Consider the following 14,782-nt stretch of genomic DNA (forward strand, 5'->3'; position numbering starts at 1 on the left):
GCGAAATCCGTCAGATTGTCGTGCCAAAGTTCTGCACGTACACGCCGTCCAAAACCGCAACGCCGAGATGCGTCGATTCCGGTCGCAAGATATTCGCACGGTGGCCGGCGGAATTCATCCAGGCGTCGACAACATCAGCAGCGGAGGTGTAACCGAACGCCAGGTTTTCGCTCCAACCGCGGTGCTCGAAACCGGCGTAATCGATCCGCGAGTTGATCGTCGGATAGCGAACTCCCCAAAGCACATGAGCGAATGCATTGTCAATTCCGGCTGCTTCAGTCGCATTGACGATTTGCTCCGCGTGTAAGAACGCGGCCATCGAGAGACGTTCATCGGCAAGCAGTTCGGTCAGACCAGCATTCACACGATGCTCGTTAGTTAGCCGAAGGATTTCCAGTTCGATGGACTGCATGGATCGTGTTCGGTCAGGAGCAACTTGCGACGTGAAGTTCGCGCCGGTGCCGCCATCAATCACGTCTTGCCCGACGCCGCCCCAGATCTCATCGTCTCCACCGCGACCGTTTAGCTGATCGTCGCCGAACCCGCCGTAAATCTCGTCATTGCCGCCGCCGCCAAAAATTTGATCATTCCCAAAACCGCCATAAATACTGGAGGGAATCGTAATGGCCTCGGCGACGTCGATCGTGTCATTTCCCCCATCGCCATCGATCACGATTCGCACAATTTCGTTCACCGGGAAGGATTCGCCGGTCGCTTCCGCGGTCACGACTCCGTTGTTGATGGTCAAAACGATGTTGTCTGCGCTCGATGTGCCACGGACGATCAGAACTCCGTTCGAAAGATCGCTTGTGATCTCACTCACCCGGTTTGGTGCGGGGCGGGTTTCCACAAAGGTGGGGTCTGGCTCGGGATTCGGATTTGGTTCAGGATTCGGGGTAGGGTTGGGATTTGGTTCAGGGTTGGGGTTCGGTTCGGGATTTGGTGTTGGCTCCGGTTCGTTCTCCGGCGACAACCCGGACGCGATCCGGTTGATGCCGTCTCCCAGCGAATAGAAGAAGAGCGAGTCGGCTGGCCCTTGATGTCCCAACACCGCATACTCAAAAACGCCACCATTGATAGCCGCGGAGGCCACCTCGTTGGTTTTCAGACTGATTGTCAGATTGGCGTCGAGGAGAAACCCCGTCCGATTGCGTCCGGTTTCGTTGTTCCAGAAGAAGAGATCGGTTTGGCCATTGTCATCGAAATCACCGGCCAACAACGACGTGAAATCGTTCCCGTTCACGGCCGACCTAGCGAAGAGACTGCTCCGAATTTCGGTCGGAGTCAGAACGTCACCGTTCAATCCCAAATTGATTAGCCGATTGCGTCCGGATCGGGGATTCCAGAAAAACAGATCCTCGACGTTGTCGTTACCGAATCGGCCTCCAACAATCTGTTCGAAGTCTCCGCCGTTGATTGCAGAAGGTTCGATGCGGTTTGTGAGGAAGGTCGTTGAAGTGGACTGACCGACGACGGTGGACTCTTCAAAATCGACAACGCGGTTACGTCCGGTTCGGGGATTCCAGAAGAACAAATCTTCGGCGGAATCACCGGAGAACTGGCCAGTGACAACCTCGGTGAAGTCATTGCCGTTGATGGCACCGCTCGCGACGGCGTTCGTGGAGAACGCGCCCTCGCCGGCCATTGTGATCAGCCGATTGCGTCCCGTTCGGGGGTTCCAAACGAAGAACTCATCCCCCGCAACTCCATCGAAGTTGCCGACCGCATGATGGGTGAACTCACCGTTGATCAAACCTGGTGAGACCGTGTTGGTGCTGATCGTGGTCCCGGTCGCGGAATTCCAAGCGATGCGATTCGCTCCGGTGACGGTATCCCAGAAGAAGTAATCTTCAATGCCATCGCCGTTGAAGTCCCCATTGGCGATCACATCGTAGCTGCCGTTGATCGCCCGCGAAGAAATCAATTCGTTCTCGATGGAGGCTGTCAGCAAGACCCTTAGTTCTAAAACTTCGGCCGACGCTAACTGATGACTCCGACGACGCCGTTTCGTGCGTGATGAAAATACCTGATCAAGCCAACAAGTCCAGAACTCTCGCAGCAACCGAGACACCGCCATAAATCTACTCTCGAACCGAAATGATCACTAAGAAATGCATCGACACGCCGGTCCCGTCACGCACGTGGAAATGTGGTGAAGAATACGGAACGGCATGTAAGTATGGATTCGGCCCGAGGGAAACTGCCGGTTAAACTATGGGGTAGAGATACCACATTGGCAAGTGATTCTTTTCACAACCACGGCAAAAGTTGATTTCCGTACCGCGATCTCTGGCAAAATTGATCGGTTTGACCAGTGTTTTCGCGGGTCAGGGTCACTTGCTAGATATCGTAGTACATTGCGAACTCGTAGGGGTGCGGACGTTCGCGGATGGCGTTGATTTCGTGTTCGGTTTTATACCAGATCCAAGTGTCGATGACGTCTTCGGTGAACACATCCCCACGAAGCAGGAACTGATGATCATCACGCAGGGCTTGCAAACATTCTTCCAGAAATGCCGGCGTCTTCGGGACGTCTTTGAGTTCGCTGGGGTCGAGATCGTAAATGTCTTTGTCGAGCGGTGCGCCGGGGTCAATTTTGTTCTGAATACCATCGAGGGCGGCCATCAACACGGCCGACATCGCGAGGTACGGGTTCGAAGAGGAATCGGGACAGCGGAATTCGAACCGTTTATGGTCTCGGTGTGGGGAATGAACGGGAATGCGAATCGCTGCGGATCGGTTGCGGAAGCTATACGTCAAATTGATCGGAGCTTCAAAACCGGGGAGAAGACGTTTGTAACTGTTCGTCGTCGGGCAACAAAATGCCAGTACCGCGTTTGCATGCTTGAGGATACCGCCCATCGCATGCAATGCCATCTCCGATAACCCGCCGTATCCGCTGCCAGCGAACAACGGTTCTTCGTTTTTCCACAGCGAAAAGTGTAGGTGCAAGCCGGACCCGTTATCGTTCCAAATCGGTTTGGGCATAAATGTCGCGGTCTTGCCATGTTTGGCGGCGACGTTCTTCACGATGTATTTGTACCGCAGTAGATGATCCGCGATCTGCACGAGCGGACCGTATTTCATATCGATTTCACATTGCCCAGCGGTGGCCGACTCGTGATGCTGAGCCTCCACCTCCACGCCACATTCGATGAGCAACAGCATCATCTCGGTTCGGAGGTCTTGCAATGTGTCGTTGGGCGGAATCGGCAAGTACCCTTCGCGATACCGAATTTTGTAACCCGCCGTGCCGCCACTTCGGCGTTCGCCGTTGGTGTTCCAAGGGCCTTCTATGCTGTCCACGCGGTACATCGATTCGTGTTCGTTGCAGCTGAACTGCACATCGTCGAACACAAAGAATTCCGCTTCCGGCCCGAAGTTCGCGGTATCTGCGATGCCGGTCGACCGCATATACGCTTCGGCTTTGCGAGCGACATTCCGCGGGTCTTTGGGGTAATCGGCTCGGGTGATCGGGTCTTGAATGTTGCACGTCATGGACAGCGTGCGATCCATAAATGGATCGATCATCGCCGTCTCCGGCTGAGGCACAACGAGCATGTCGCTCTCGTTGATCGACTGCCAACCACGCAAGCTCGAACCGTCAAAACTGAAACCGTCTTCGAAGCTGATTTCCGTCAACGCCTGCACGGGAATCGTAAAATGCTTCTGAGTTCCGGGGAAATCCATGAACCGGAGGTCAACCGCTTTGACATCATGTGTTCGGCATAACGCTAAAACTTCCTTTGGGGTCATTCTGTCGATCCTGGGAGCACTCACCGAGCAAGCCAATTCAGAAAGAGACAATTACGTGTTTGTCAGGTTGGCAAAAATCATACCGCTTTGTTCGACCACAACCAACGAGAGTCGAAAAGGTCACGGAATTTGTCGAACCGGCCACACGGCACAACTCGCGTTCGGACTGCGATTTCCCTACAGTTTAGTGGGAATGGCGGACCGGGCGTAAGTCAATTCGCCAAGATAAGACATTTCGTGGACCATAGTTGCGCGAATTACTGACAGCTAAGCACAAAATGTGAGCAGAAATGGCGAAAAAGAAGGCAAAGAAGACTGCAGAGAATTGTCGGTACTGGTTGTTTAAGTCGGAACCCAACGCGTATTCCATCTCTGACCTGGCTGAAGAGAAGAAGCAGACTACGTTTTGGGACGGCGTGCGGAATTATCAGGCTCGAAACTTCTTGCGGGATGATGTGCAGGTTGGCGACGGCGTATTCTTCTATCACAGCAATGCCAAGCCGTTGGCGATTGTCGGCACAATGCGGGTGGTGAAAGCTGGGTATCCCGATCATACCGCCTTCGACAAAGACGACCACCACTACGACCCCAAAAGCGACCCGGAGAACCCGACGTGGTATCACGTTGATGTCAAGTTGGAGCAGGAGTTCCCCGAACCCGTCACCCGCGACATGCTCAAGGATGACGACGAAACTGCAGGGATGATGGTGCTCGCCCGTGGGTCACGGTTGTCGATCCAACCCGTCACACCGGAAGAATGGGCCGCTGTGCATCGGTTGGCCGGGGTGGAACCGAAGTCCTGATCAAAGTCTTAGCCGGAAGAGCGTTCGTGGATGGGTCGGGCGTCTCGTAGCCTGTTCTCGATCCGCCCATCTCGATAAACTGCGCGGTAACCTCCTCACCTAGCCGAACGATGATCTCCTAGCGTCCGCGAGACCGAACACGCATCGGCACATTAGAAACCGCTCTAGTCACGGATTTGATCGATGAGTGAATTCACGCTTCGAAACCACGGCATCACCGTCAAACGGATTCTTCGCAACCCCGATCCATCCACGTTGTACGAAGAAGCGATCCGTCGTGAAGCGGGCACAACGATCGCCGATTCCGGGGCACTGATCGCGTACTCGGGTGAGAAAACCGGTCGGAGCCCGAAGGACAAACGCGTCGTGAAACATCCGGACTCCGAGGCGGATGTCTGGTGGGGACCGGTCAATTTTCCGCTGGAGGAATCGACATTTCAGATCAATCGTGAACGAGCGATCGATTACCTCAATACCCGCGAGCGGTTGTACGTCATCGACGCGTTTGCCGGCTGGGACCCGGCGACCCGCATCAAAACGCGAGTGATTTCCGCGCGTCCGTACCACGCTTTGTTCATGCGGAACATGTTGATTCGACCCACCCCCGAAGAAATGGAAAACTACGGCGAACCCGATTTCGTCATCTACAACGCCGGCAAGTTCCCCGCGAACCGTTACACCTCCGGCATGACGAGCAAGACCAGCGTGGACCTCAGCATCGAACAAGGTGAAGTGGTCATCCTCGGCACCGAGTACGCGGGCGAGATGAAGAAAGCCGTCTTCACGTACATGAACTACACGATGCCCGCCAAAGGCATTCTTTCGATGCACTGTTCGGCAACGGCTGAGAAAGACAGCGAGAAAAGTTCCGTGTTGTTCGGTCTCTCAGGAACCGGGAAGACGACACTCTCGACCGACCCGAGACGACGGTTGATCGGCGACGATGAACACTGTTGGAGCGATTCCGGCATCTTCAATATCGAAGGCGGATGCTACGCGAAAGCGATTTATCTGTCTTCCGAGACCGAACCGGAAATCTTCGGAGCACTCCGCTACGGAGCCGTTTTAGAGAATGTGAAATACGACTCCGCGGACCATCACGTCGATTTCAACGATTCCTCGATCACGCAGAACACCCGCGGGGCGTATCCGATCGAGTACATGGACAACGCCAAAATCCCGTGTGTTGCGGGGCATCCGACGGATGTGATTTTCCTGACCTGCGATGCATTCGGCGTGTTGCCCCCGGTGAGTCGGTTAACGCCCGAACAAGCGATGTACCACTTCATCAGCGGCTACACCGCGAAAGTCGCCGGGACGGAGATGGGCATCGAGGAACCGCAAGCGACGTTCTCACCGTGCTTCGGCGGGCCGTTTCTCGTGTGGCATCCCGGCAAGTATGCGGAACTCCTCGCAGAGAAAATCCGCGAGCACGACGCCAAAGTTTGGCTGGTCAACACCGGTTGGAGCGGCGGAGCCTACGGCATCGGCAAACGCATGAAACTCGCCTTCACACGAGCCATCATCGACGCGATTCACTCCGGTCATCTCTCCGATGCCCCAACGCAACCCGACCCCATCTTCGGCGTGCATGTCGTCACCGATTGCCCCGGCGTGCCGAGCGAAATCCTCATCCCCAAAAACACCTGGTCCGACCCCGCCGCCTTCGAAACCACTGCGAAGAAACTCGCGTCCCTGTTCCGAGAAAACTTTCAAACCTACGAAAGCGGCGTGAGTGAGGAAGTCATCCAAGCGGGACCGGCTTCCTAGAATCACGCTCCAATTGGAATGGGAGTTGTGTGCCACTGGCTCCGCCAGTGCGCAGTCGAGTGGACATTGAAATCGCAAAGCACTGGCAAAGCCAGTGGCACCCTTGAAACGTCAATTCGACAGTGCCACCCAGACGTTGCGGTATGGAGTGAACCCGGTGCCTGAAGAAGACCTGTTGGAGATCTTCGACGACGAACTGGAGGTAAGAACCAATCGGGTCAACTCCCGCCATGTTCTGATTCGGAAAACCATTGAAGATGACTCTGAAATCGATTTTAGTGACGACGATGTCTTGATGATTGCTGACTACATTGCGAAGTCGCTATCTACCGGGCAGGCTAAAATATTCTACATTCATCTTCACGATAACATTGTCAAAGAGTTGGTGTTCTTAGAGGACTACTCTGGCGGCCAATGTTTCCTGGAAAAGAGCATCCAGAACTTCACCAGCAATCCAGCTAAAGAAGGAGGATGTAGCCTGCTGGGAATTGTCAGCCTGGATTCTCGGCAATTGCTAACAGCTCTTTTCGAACCATATTATGAAATTCGCGTGTCGTCATTTCGGTTGGCGAAATAGTAGATGTAGGCTGGGTTAGCGAAGCGTAACCCAGCTTTCGATTGCGTTTCGACAATCCAGAAAACGGGGGCGCGACCCTGCCGACATCAGTAGATTGGTGCAGTCAAATGAAAAGCCCGATGCGAATTGAGTTTCCCGACCGTCCCGCAGCTTGGTATGACGTTGACTGTCACACAATTACTTTTCCGGTGATCGTGAATGATCAAAAAAAAGCATGTGTCGTGGATGCTTTCTATTTGATCAAGCATTTCACCGATCAAATACAATTCACGCCTCCCGAAGCAAAAGCCGTCTTTGAAGAACACAAGCTCAGCATCCAACATCGATCGGAAGCCGAGATCCGCACGTGCGCTGCGTACGAGAGTCTCGAGGTCTACGTAGTTTCGTCACTCGAGGACACCGAACATGTGTCTTAATAAAGCAAAGCAACAGTGATCAGTAGCCTCGGTTAGCGAAGCGTAACCCAGCTTTCGATTGCGTTTCGACATTCGAGAAAGCTGGGTCGCGACCCAGCCTACCGGAGCTGGTTGGCAGCCTCACCGTCCCCGACGACGGGTGGCACTGCTGGCTTGTCCAGCAGTGTTTTAGCGACTCCCGGTTGGCTGGTCACTCGCACTGCTAGGCAAGCTAGCAGTGGCACACCATTTCTTTCTTTGTAACAGTTTGTGTTCCTGGCAATCTCACAAATGCGCAATCGTACCTGTCCCGGCCTACGTACTCTTTGAGACACGAACGGATGGATACCGAGCAAGCACTTTCTTTTCTGAGATCGCATCAGCCGATGCCGTCGGATCATACGATTTCGTCCGAGGAGGGCGAGATGTTCGTCGCAATCTTGGAGCACTTTCAGACAGAGCATGACGAACGCTGTCTGCCGCTGCTGATTCACTCGGTTTCTTCCGACACGGGGCTTGGAATGTACGAGCACATCAGTGATGTGCTCATGGCTCATCCGCGTGACAAAGTCATTCCACAACTTCGACGCGGCTTAGAAAGCGGCAATGATGGTGTCCGCTGGCGTTGCTGTTGGTGGGCGAGCGACATCGACGCTTGGGAGTTGGCAGACGTCATTGAGCCTCTGACAATGCATCCCGATGACGATGTCCAATCGGCCGCACAGGCTTTCATGGAACTCAAAGATGAGTAACTAGACTAGCGAAGCGTAGCCCAGCTTTTGATTGCGTTTTGACATCAGTGAAGCTGGGACTTGTCCCAGCCTACGTCATTCAAAGTACTGGCGAAGCCAGTGGCACACTTGTGGACGATGGTCGTTGAATTGGTCCGCATAGCGGACCCTACTGCTGGATTGGTTGGAGTGACTTTAGCGTTTTATTGAATTGCCGTTCGACTAGCTTGAAGACTTTTTGGCGGAGGGCGTCGTATTCGCGGACGAGGAGTTTGGCTTCTTGGGTGAGTTCGCTGCGTTGGGGGCCGGAGCCGCCGACGTGGGTTTCGACGAGCGGGATGCCGAAGTCGCGTTCGACGTCTTTGACACGTGACCACACATGACGATAGCTCTTCCCGACCTTCTGGGCGGCGGCTTTGATCGAGCCGGTTTCGTCGATCGCTTTGAGAATGTTGCTTAGACCGAGGCCAAAGACGTATTGGCCGTCTTGCTCGATCCAAATCTTCGCACGCGGTGTGAGTGGGTGTTCGTCGGTGGATTGCTCGTCGCTCATGCTGACCTCGTCCGGGAGAATCGACCAATGAAGCCCATCGTGACCAAGTGGCTCCCGGACGTCAACATCTTGTTACTTCATCAACTGTCCGTCGGATGTTCCGAGGAGTTGTCGATAATAGGAATCGACCGTGCCATAGCATTCGCAACACCGCGTTTCCAAACCGGCAGGATCTTGAATGATGATTCTTCGACGGCGGTAGGTCACACATCCTTCGTCACGTAAGGATTGCAAGATTTCCGTGACGGTTGCTCGTCGCACTCCCAGAATCCAAGAGAGATGTTGCTGGGTGATGGCCAGTTCCGGTTGGCTGGTAGCGTTTGCGCAATTCAACAGCCACCAGCAAAGTCGTTCCTCGGTGGAGTGCAACTGACTGCAGGCCGTCTTCTGCGACGATTGAAACTTGATCGCCAACATAAATCGATGCAGCGTTTCGCGGAGAATCGGTTCATCGTGCAGCAGGGAATGAAGTCCGCTGACGTTGATTCCCAGCATATCTCCCGACGCAGCGACGACCACTTCACGTGCCGACATCAGCACGCCGCATAGTACCGGCACACCAACGAAGCCATCCGGCCCCACGGTCGCCACCTCCAGAACCCGGTTGTTGTTCAGGTTCACCATGACGGAAACCATCGCGTCTAATGGGAAATAGACGGTCGCGATTTCTTGTCCTGGTCGGTACACGACGTCACCCTGTTCCCAGGTCCGACGTTGTGCCATGCGGACAATCCGGTCGCAGAGTTCGGTCGGGAGTCGTTGGATCAAACTGTTTTGGACAATTTCAGTGCATTGTGTATCGGACATGGGAAAGTCTCCCTACAAAATCGAGCGGCAGAACGGCCCGGAACGGAGAAAGAAACTGGCCGATTTTGTTTTAGTGACAAAATTTGAAGGTGCATATTAAGTGTTGATTCGCGAAAGTCTATTGCGATGCGTCCTTGAGTTCGAAAAACTGTAGAATTTCGCGTACGGTAATTGCCTCTTGTCGAGGTTTGTTCGGTAATGCACCATTCGTGCCAGCAGATTTAAAAAAGGGCGAGAAAGCCCAAATCGCCTGGAGAAAAGCCCTTTTCGCGAGGCATTTCATCGCGATTGCCAATACAACGACGCAGATTTATGGTTTCCCAACAATCAACGTGGTTCCAGCGCGGTCGGATCGAGTTCGTCTTGTATTTGGCGTTAGCGTGTGCGGCGGTGTGGCCTTTGCCGAAGCACCTGACGACGGCTCTTCCGTTGGGCACCGAACCGGTGGAAACGGTGCCGTTGTTCAATTTGTGGACGCTGTGGTGGAACGCAGATCGGGCCGCCGAGGGGTTTCATGACTATTGGCAAGCCCCGATTTTCTTCCCGTCTGCGGATGCGTTCGCCTTCTCGGAACCGCAGCCGACATCGCTTGTGGTGGCCCCGTTGATCTGGGTCATGGAGACACCTGTCGCTGCGTACAACGTGTACTTGTTACTGTCGTTGGTGTTGAACGGTTGGAGTTCGTTTCGGCTGTTGCGACGGTTGGAACTTGACTGGGCGGCTTCGTTCACGGGCGGAGCGATGGTGCTGTTATTGCCGTTTGTGCATTGGCAACTGGGTGTGCTGCAACTGGTGCCACTTTTTGGAATCGTGTGGACGATTCATGCGCTCGTCGATCTTGCTGACGGTCCGAACTGGCGGAACGGTTTGCGACTGGGGTTATCGGTCGCGGTGACTTACTTCCTGTGCAACCACTATGGGCTGTTTCTGTGTTTGCTTCTAGTGCCGACAACTCCGTGGCTTCTGGGGCGAAGACTCTGTCAGTGGCGAACGTGGGGAATGATTGGGTTCGGAGCGTTCATTTGCTTAGCGCTGATCGGTCCGATGGTGTGGACGCAAATGGAAGTGATGCACCGTCACGATTGGGTTCGCACCCGGGACTTGGTCGAAACACTTTCCGCCCGGCCATCGGACCTGCTTGTGACTCCGTGGCGACCGCAGCCTCCGTTACCTGCCGAACTCGTTACACCAAGGGAATGGCCATGGAAGCTGTTTCCGGGGCTTGTCAAAACGGTGTTGGCGGTGGTGGGGGTGCTTGGTGGTTTGTGGAATTCCCGTTGGCGGTTGCCGACGCTTTTCTTGCTCGGTTTCGGAATCGTGGCGGAACTTCTCGCACTCGGGCCGTTTTTGAAGATCAATGGTTGGCAGCCGTATTGGTGGCTGTTCGAGCATGTGCCGGGAATCGCTCAGGTGCGGAGTGTGTACCGTTTCAACGTGTTCGCCCAACTCGTGCTGTGTTTTCTGGCGGCGATCGGCGTGCAAACACTGTGCATTCAAATTTGGCGACGTTCCCGAGACCAGGCAGATTCCCAAGATCGACCGAGTTCCAAAGTTGGACTCGTGTTGACGGTGGGCTTGGCGATGTTACTGGGTGGATGGGGAGCGATCGAATTGTGGCCGCCGAAGCAAAAACTTCACGTCATGGCGTCGCCGGAAGTTGATCGCAAATGGATCGAGTGGTTGAAAGACAATTCCCGGTCGGATGCAATCGTATGTGGCATGCCGTTCGTGAAAGGAACTCGGGCCGAAGACTACGCTCCCGAAACCGCTTGGATGCTGCATGGCATGTTGCATCGTCGTCGGATGACGAACGGTTACTCGGGGTTCTTTCCGCAAACGTTTCGGGAACTCAAAGGCAGTTTGTCGACGTTCCCGAGTCGGCTCGCGTTCGACTCGCTGGCCGAGCTCGGGGTGAAGTGGCTCATCGTCGATTCAACGAAGTTGCCGATGACGAAACTCATGAGTGTGCCCGGCATTCGAAATTATCTTCGTCTGGACTTTTGGGACGAAGACGCCGGAATCGCGATCTATCGGTTATTGAAATAGCCGCTTGAGTGTTATTTGGTGAGTTCGATATCAATCGTATTGCTGCCGGACTCGACTTCCACTTCGGTTTTCATGGGTTTCAGACGTTCGTACATCGAGGCGGAAGCTTCGCCGTGTCCGCCGTCATTCGATGATGACTCCGGCGCAGGGGCACTAAAGGAAATTGTGTGACGGCCAATCACGGCCCCGTCATCCGTATCATATGTGCCGAGTTCGTAGGTTCCATCGGACTGAATCGTTCCCGATGCGGGTTTGCCGGGCGTCGGGTTTCCGGCACTGGCTTGGGGCAGGAACGTTAGAGTTCCCCCGGTGACGGGTTTTCCGTCGAAGGTGACTTTCCCGCTGACCTGGGCAGTCGGTAACTGATCGCCACCACCGCCACAGCCGACGAATGTCAGCACCAGTCCAACGACTCCCGCGAGAGCGTAACGATTATGAATTCTGATGTGTGGCATCGATGTCTTCCTTTGTAAGTAGTAGATTGAAAATTCTTAGCTATCCGAATTCCACTAGACAGCAACCGGAAGTAAACCAGCCCGAACGCTCATGCACGTTCGGGCTGATGTCAGATTCGAATTGTTGTGGACAGTGCCGGGAACCGGAACTGCCTTACGTACACGATTAAGGGATCGTGACGACTTGTCCGTCGTTGCGTTGACCAAGACGCTCGTAGGTTGTGAAGTCGACGTTTTCACTGAGGAAAGCAACGGAGCCGTCACCGAACAGGAATTGGGCACCACCGGGGTGTTGGCTGCCGAAGCTCAGCATCGACTCGTTACCGGTCCGACGATTGATCGTCGTGACTTGATCCATCAGTCGGAGGTGTGAACCCAACCCGAACTCGTCACCACATCCACGACCGTTGGGGTTACCACCGGCCCAAATCGGGAAGGCACCGTCGTTCAATGCAGACACCGAGACGTTCAAGCTTTCGGTCACTTCGCCGATGCAAACCGTGTTGCTGGTTCCGTCGGTGATATCACGAATGGCGGTTGGGTAGATATTGGTATTGTTGTTCGAATTCCGGAAGACGCCGTTGAGGGTGTCGCCACGAACGCCGGCGTTACAGCCCCAGTCGACTAACATTTGTGTCGGCCAGTTGCGGATATTGCCCGCGTTGCCCAGATAGTTCGACTTTCCGTAGCCGTTGTTCGCTTGTTGAGGCAGGATGTCGCTAGGACAAATCAGTGCAGGCAGCACCGTTTGAGCGGCATTGTTTCCGATAGTGTTGCTGACGTCGTGCGGTGCCCCAAGACTGTCGATATTTGGGACTCCCACCGAAGTTTTGCTGAAGCTCGGCGGAATATACATACCGGCTGTTTTGAGCGCTTCGTAGAGGTTGTCTTGCTCCATCAATGGCAGCAAGTGGACGGTCCAACCCCAGTTGCGGTTGTCGTCGTCGTAGGATCCGTAAGGGAACGCTTGGTAGACGTCGTGGAAGTTGTGCAACGCAACGCCTAACTGCTTCAGCTTGTTTTTGCACTCGGTTCGCCGAGCCGCTTCGCGAGCCTGCTGCACAGCGGGCAATAGCAACGCGATGAGAATCGCAATAATGGCAATGACCACGAGCAACTCGATTAGAGTAAACCCATGACGTGATGACTGAGCTCTGCGCATACAACTCTCCTGGAAAAAAGGATGGAAAACGTGCGGGATGGCAAAGACAGCCGTTCGGATAGAACGACTGTCTAAGGTGGGTATCTCAGGGCAATTGGCTGGCTGGTCACCGACAGTTGTTGTCGGCGGGAAGGAAGTCAATTCGAGGTACGAATCATTAAACCTGACTCGACCGAAAATGGATCGAGAATTCCGTTCGGAAGTGTACGTTTTCTCAAAATTTTTTTGAACGGTTTCGACCTACAGCCGAAGGTGATCGACAATCTCTTGCGGCGTGCGAGTGTAGCCGATGTAGAACGGTCCGAACTCTGCGTACTTGGCGGAGGCTTCATCAAATCGCATCGTGTAAACGATTTCCTTGATTGATTCCGGGTTGCGTCCCCACAACGTCACACCCCATTCCCAATCGTCAAAACCGGTGCTTGCGGTAATCAGCTGTGAGACCCGCCCGGCGAATTTGATCCCGCTGGTGGCATGTTCCGACATCAACGCGGACCGGTGCGAGAACGCCTCCATATACCAGTTGGCCCCCGGAACACGACTTTTGTTCATCGGGTAGAAACAGAAGACCGGTAGCTCTGGAAAGTCCGGGTACAACCGCTGTTTGTTCATCGCCGGCAGTCGGGACGAATAGGCGTTGAGTTTCGCGGCATACATTTCCGAACCGACTTCGAGTCCTTGAGCGGCCAATTTTTCGCCGTACTGTTCGGCCGTCGGGACGTACTCGGAGACTTCGCTGATCGACACGAAGGAATACGTCGGCACCAAGGCCGGTCCCAACGGGCATGCCCGGATGGCTTGCACAACGCTGTCGATCACCAATGGGTCGGGGTCCATGATCATCAACCCAAGATCCGCCCGGTGCCCACTCATCACCGCTGCGAGTAACCGTTGCGGAGCGTCTTCTCGTTCGGAGTTCAGCCAGTGCATCAATTCGCCGCGTCCCCAGTCACGATCCGACTTCCCAATGGCGTTCAACGCCGCCTGATCGATACGGTAGTAGATGTGCAGACAATGCCAACCTTCGGACAGTTGAGTGGTGGGTTCGGGCAGGGCGGCTTGTGGAGGGCGATTCATGGGTGTGGGGTATTCAATAGTTCGAGTATGACTGATGGATGACCAGACACGATAACCTAGGACGAACGTGAGAAACAATCCACTGAAATCGCAAATTCGTGCGGAAAAATACGATCTTAATGATTGTGCCAACTTTGCTGGCGGAAGCGGTTTGGGAACGCCGATACTATGTGTGTCCCGGAAACACACAACGGAACACAAGCCAACACCGCATCTTTCGGAAACTGTGAGCACGGGGTGCTCGCGACAAGCGAGGAAAGCTTGCCGACGCGGTACCAGGCCATGTTCCGAGGCAGAGGAGACGATTCCACCATGCTGCGACGATTCGTGCTGAGCGGCCTCCTAGGAGTAGCGGCATTTGGTGCCCTCTCCACGCAAGATGCCGACCTGTCCGGTGCGGCTGAAGCTCAGGCTCAACAAGTCGGCCAACCCAATGATTGGCAACGCTTCTATTACTATCCTTATGTGTACTACCCCCACAACTTCCAACCGCCGGTCCAGTACGACAGCATGTACTACAAGTACCCCGCGGAACGTCGAATCCCGGTGTACAACAAGGACTGGTACAACTTCTACCCAACGGAAAAACCCTGGTACAAAGGCCATCACAACATCTTGGATGTGTTCTGATCGTCTGATCGGTCCTAATC

The 14,782-nt window shown here is 54.5% G+C and carries 14 protein-coding genes; 7 read left to right on the forward strand and 7 right to left on the reverse strand.

All coding sequences use genetic code 11. The annotated features are described in order from the left end of the window. Positions 1 to 10: 10 nt before the first annotated feature. A complete protein-coding gene (locus AC5DDB_RS24190; RefSeq protein ID WP_491742327.1) occupies positions 11 to 1,951 on the reverse strand; it encodes a CAP domain-containing protein in 1,941 nt (646 codons plus the stop codon). 389 nt (positions 1,952 to 2,340) lie between these two features. Continuing rightward, a complete protein-coding gene (gene glnA / locus AC5DDB_RS24195) occupies positions 2,341 to 3,756 on the reverse strand; it encodes a type I glutamate--ammonia ligase (RefSeq protein ID WP_491742328.1) in 1,416 nt (471 codons plus the stop codon). A gap of 290 nt (positions 3,757 to 4,046) precedes the next feature. On the opposite strand from glnA, the gene AC5DDB_RS24200 reads away from it, so the two are divergent. The 5 genes from AC5DDB_RS24200 to AC5DDB_RS24220 all read left to right on the forward strand — a co-directional run bounded on the left by AC5DDB_RS24200 (position 4,047) and on the right by AC5DDB_RS24220 (position 8,053). Continuing rightward, positions 4,047 to 4,559 (forward strand): EVE domain-containing protein, encoded by a 513-nt coding sequence (locus AC5DDB_RS24200; protein WP_491742329.1) that lies wholly within the window; start codon positions 4,047 to 4,049, stop codon positions 4,557 to 4,559. A 183-nt stretch (positions 4,560 to 4,742) separates the two neighbouring features. Beyond that, on the forward strand, positions 4,743 to 6,329 hold the full coding sequence (pckA, locus tag AC5DDB_RS24205) for a phosphoenolpyruvate carboxykinase (ATP) (RefSeq protein WP_491742330.1): 1,587 nt from the start codon (positions 4,743 to 4,745) through the stop codon (positions 6,327 to 6,329). A gap of 157 nt (positions 6,330 to 6,486) precedes the next feature. Next, on the forward strand, positions 6,487 to 6,906 hold the full coding sequence (locus AC5DDB_RS24210; protein WP_491742331.1) for a hypothetical protein: 420 nt from the start codon (positions 6,487 to 6,489) through the stop codon (positions 6,904 to 6,906). Positions 6,907 to 7,025: 119 nt separating this feature from the next. After that, positions 7,026 to 7,322, forward strand: a complete 297-nt coding sequence (locus tag AC5DDB_RS24215) for a DUF1488 family protein (RefSeq protein ID WP_491742332.1) — start codon at positions 7,026 to 7,028, stop codon at positions 7,320 to 7,322. Positions 7,323 to 7,726: 404 nt separating this feature from the next. Then, positions 7,727 to 8,053, forward strand: coding sequence for a hypothetical protein (locus tag AC5DDB_RS24220; protein ID WP_491742333.1), 327 nt, complete (start codon positions 7,727 to 7,729; stop codon positions 8,051 to 8,053). A gap of 148 nt (positions 8,054 to 8,201) precedes the next feature. Here the strand turns inward: AC5DDB_RS24220 and AC5DDB_RS24225 are convergent, their stop codons facing one another. After that, complete coding sequence (locus AC5DDB_RS24225; RefSeq protein ID WP_491742334.1) at positions 8,202 to 8,585, reverse strand: winged helix-turn-helix domain-containing protein; 384 nt, start codon at positions 8,583 to 8,585, stop codon at positions 8,202 to 8,204. Positions 8,586 to 8,657: 72 nt separating this feature from the next. Beyond that, positions 8,658 to 9,392 carry a Crp/Fnr family transcriptional regulator gene (locus AC5DDB_RS24230; protein ID WP_491742335.1) on the reverse strand — a complete coding sequence of 245 codons (735 nt, stop codon included), beginning with the start codon at positions 9,390 to 9,392 and terminating at the stop codon, positions 8,658 to 8,660. Between the two features lie 312 nt (positions 9,393 to 9,704). Here AC5DDB_RS24230 and AC5DDB_RS24235 point away from each other — a divergent pair, with 312 nt between their 5' ends. Next, positions 9,705 to 11,438 carry a hypothetical protein gene (locus AC5DDB_RS24235; RefSeq protein WP_491742336.1) on the forward strand — a complete coding sequence of 578 codons (1,734 nt, stop codon included), beginning with the start codon at positions 9,705 to 9,707 and terminating at the stop codon, positions 11,436 to 11,438. 11 nt (positions 11,439 to 11,449) lie between these two features. Here the strand turns inward: AC5DDB_RS24235 and AC5DDB_RS24240 are convergent, their stop codons facing one another. From AC5DDB_RS24240 to hemQ, 3 genes are all read right to left on the reverse strand, one after another. After that, on the reverse strand, positions 11,450 to 11,893 hold the full coding sequence (locus AC5DDB_RS24240; RefSeq protein ID WP_491742337.1) for a hypothetical protein: 444 nt from the start codon (positions 11,891 to 11,893) through the stop codon (positions 11,450 to 11,452). 166 nt (positions 11,894 to 12,059) lie between these two features. Next, positions 12,060 to 13,055, reverse strand: coding sequence for a DUF1559 domain-containing protein (locus AC5DDB_RS24245; protein WP_491742338.1), 996 nt, complete (start codon positions 13,053 to 13,055; stop codon positions 12,060 to 12,062). Positions 13,056 to 13,295: 240 nt separating this feature from the next. Further along, positions 13,296 to 14,132 (reverse strand): hydrogen peroxide-dependent heme synthase, encoded by an 837-nt coding sequence (gene hemQ, locus AC5DDB_RS24250; RefSeq protein ID WP_491742339.1) that lies wholly within the window; start codon positions 14,130 to 14,132, stop codon positions 13,296 to 13,298. Positions 14,133 to 14,444: 312 nt separating this feature from the next. Here hemQ and AC5DDB_RS24255 point away from each other — a divergent pair, with 312 nt between their 5' ends. Further along, positions 14,445 to 14,762 (forward strand): hypothetical protein, encoded by a 318-nt coding sequence (locus AC5DDB_RS24255; protein WP_491742340.1) that lies wholly within the window; start codon positions 14,445 to 14,447, stop codon positions 14,760 to 14,762. The last annotated feature ends 20 nt before the right edge of the window (positions 14,763 to 14,782 follow it).

This window comes from Thalassoroseus sp. (genome assembly GCF_984380535.1).

Bases quoted from the DNA above. Each gene is read 5' to 3' on its own strand.
- glnA (WP_491742328.1), bottom strand. From the start codon at position 3,756: ATGACCCCAAAGGAAGTTTTAGCGTTATGCCGAACACATGATGTCAAA.
- AC5DDB_RS24200 (WP_491742329.1), top strand. From the start codon at position 4,047: ATGGCGAAAAAGAAGGCAAAGAAGACTGCAGAGAATTGTCGGTACTGG.
- pckA (WP_491742330.1), top strand. From the start codon at position 4,743: ATGAGTGAATTCACGCTTCGAAACCACGGCATCACCGTCAAACGGATT.
- AC5DDB_RS24215 (WP_491742332.1), top strand. From the start codon at position 7,026: ATGCGAATTGAGTTTCCCGACCGTCCCGCAGCTTGGTATGACGTTGAC.
- AC5DDB_RS24220 (WP_491742333.1), top strand. From the start codon at position 7,727: ATGTTCGTCGCAATCTTGGAGCACTTTCAGACAGAGCATGACGAACGC.
- AC5DDB_RS24225 (WP_491742334.1), bottom strand. From the start codon at position 8,585: ATGAGCGACGAGCAATCCACCGACGAACACCCACTCACACCGCGTGCG.
- AC5DDB_RS24230 (WP_491742335.1), bottom strand. From the start codon at position 9,392: ATGTCCGATACACAATGCACTGAAATTGTCCAAAACAGTTTGATCCAA.
- AC5DDB_RS24235 (WP_491742336.1), top strand. From the start codon at position 9,705: ATGGTTTCCCAACAATCAACGTGGTTCCAGCGCGGTCGGATCGAGTTC.
- AC5DDB_RS24240 (WP_491742337.1), bottom strand. From the start codon at position 11,893: ATGCCACACATCAGAATTCATAATCGTTACGCTCTCGCGGGAGTCGTT.
- AC5DDB_RS24245 (WP_491742338.1), bottom strand. From the start codon at position 13,055: ATGCGCAGAGCTCAGTCATCACGTCATGGGTTTACTCTAATCGAGTTG.
- hemQ (WP_491742339.1), bottom strand. From the start codon at position 14,132: ATGAATCGCCCTCCACAAGCCGCCCTGCCCGAACCCACCACTCAACTG.
- AC5DDB_RS24255 (WP_491742340.1), top strand. From the start codon at position 14,445: ATGCTGCGACGATTCGTGCTGAGCGGCCTCCTAGGAGTAGCGGCATTT.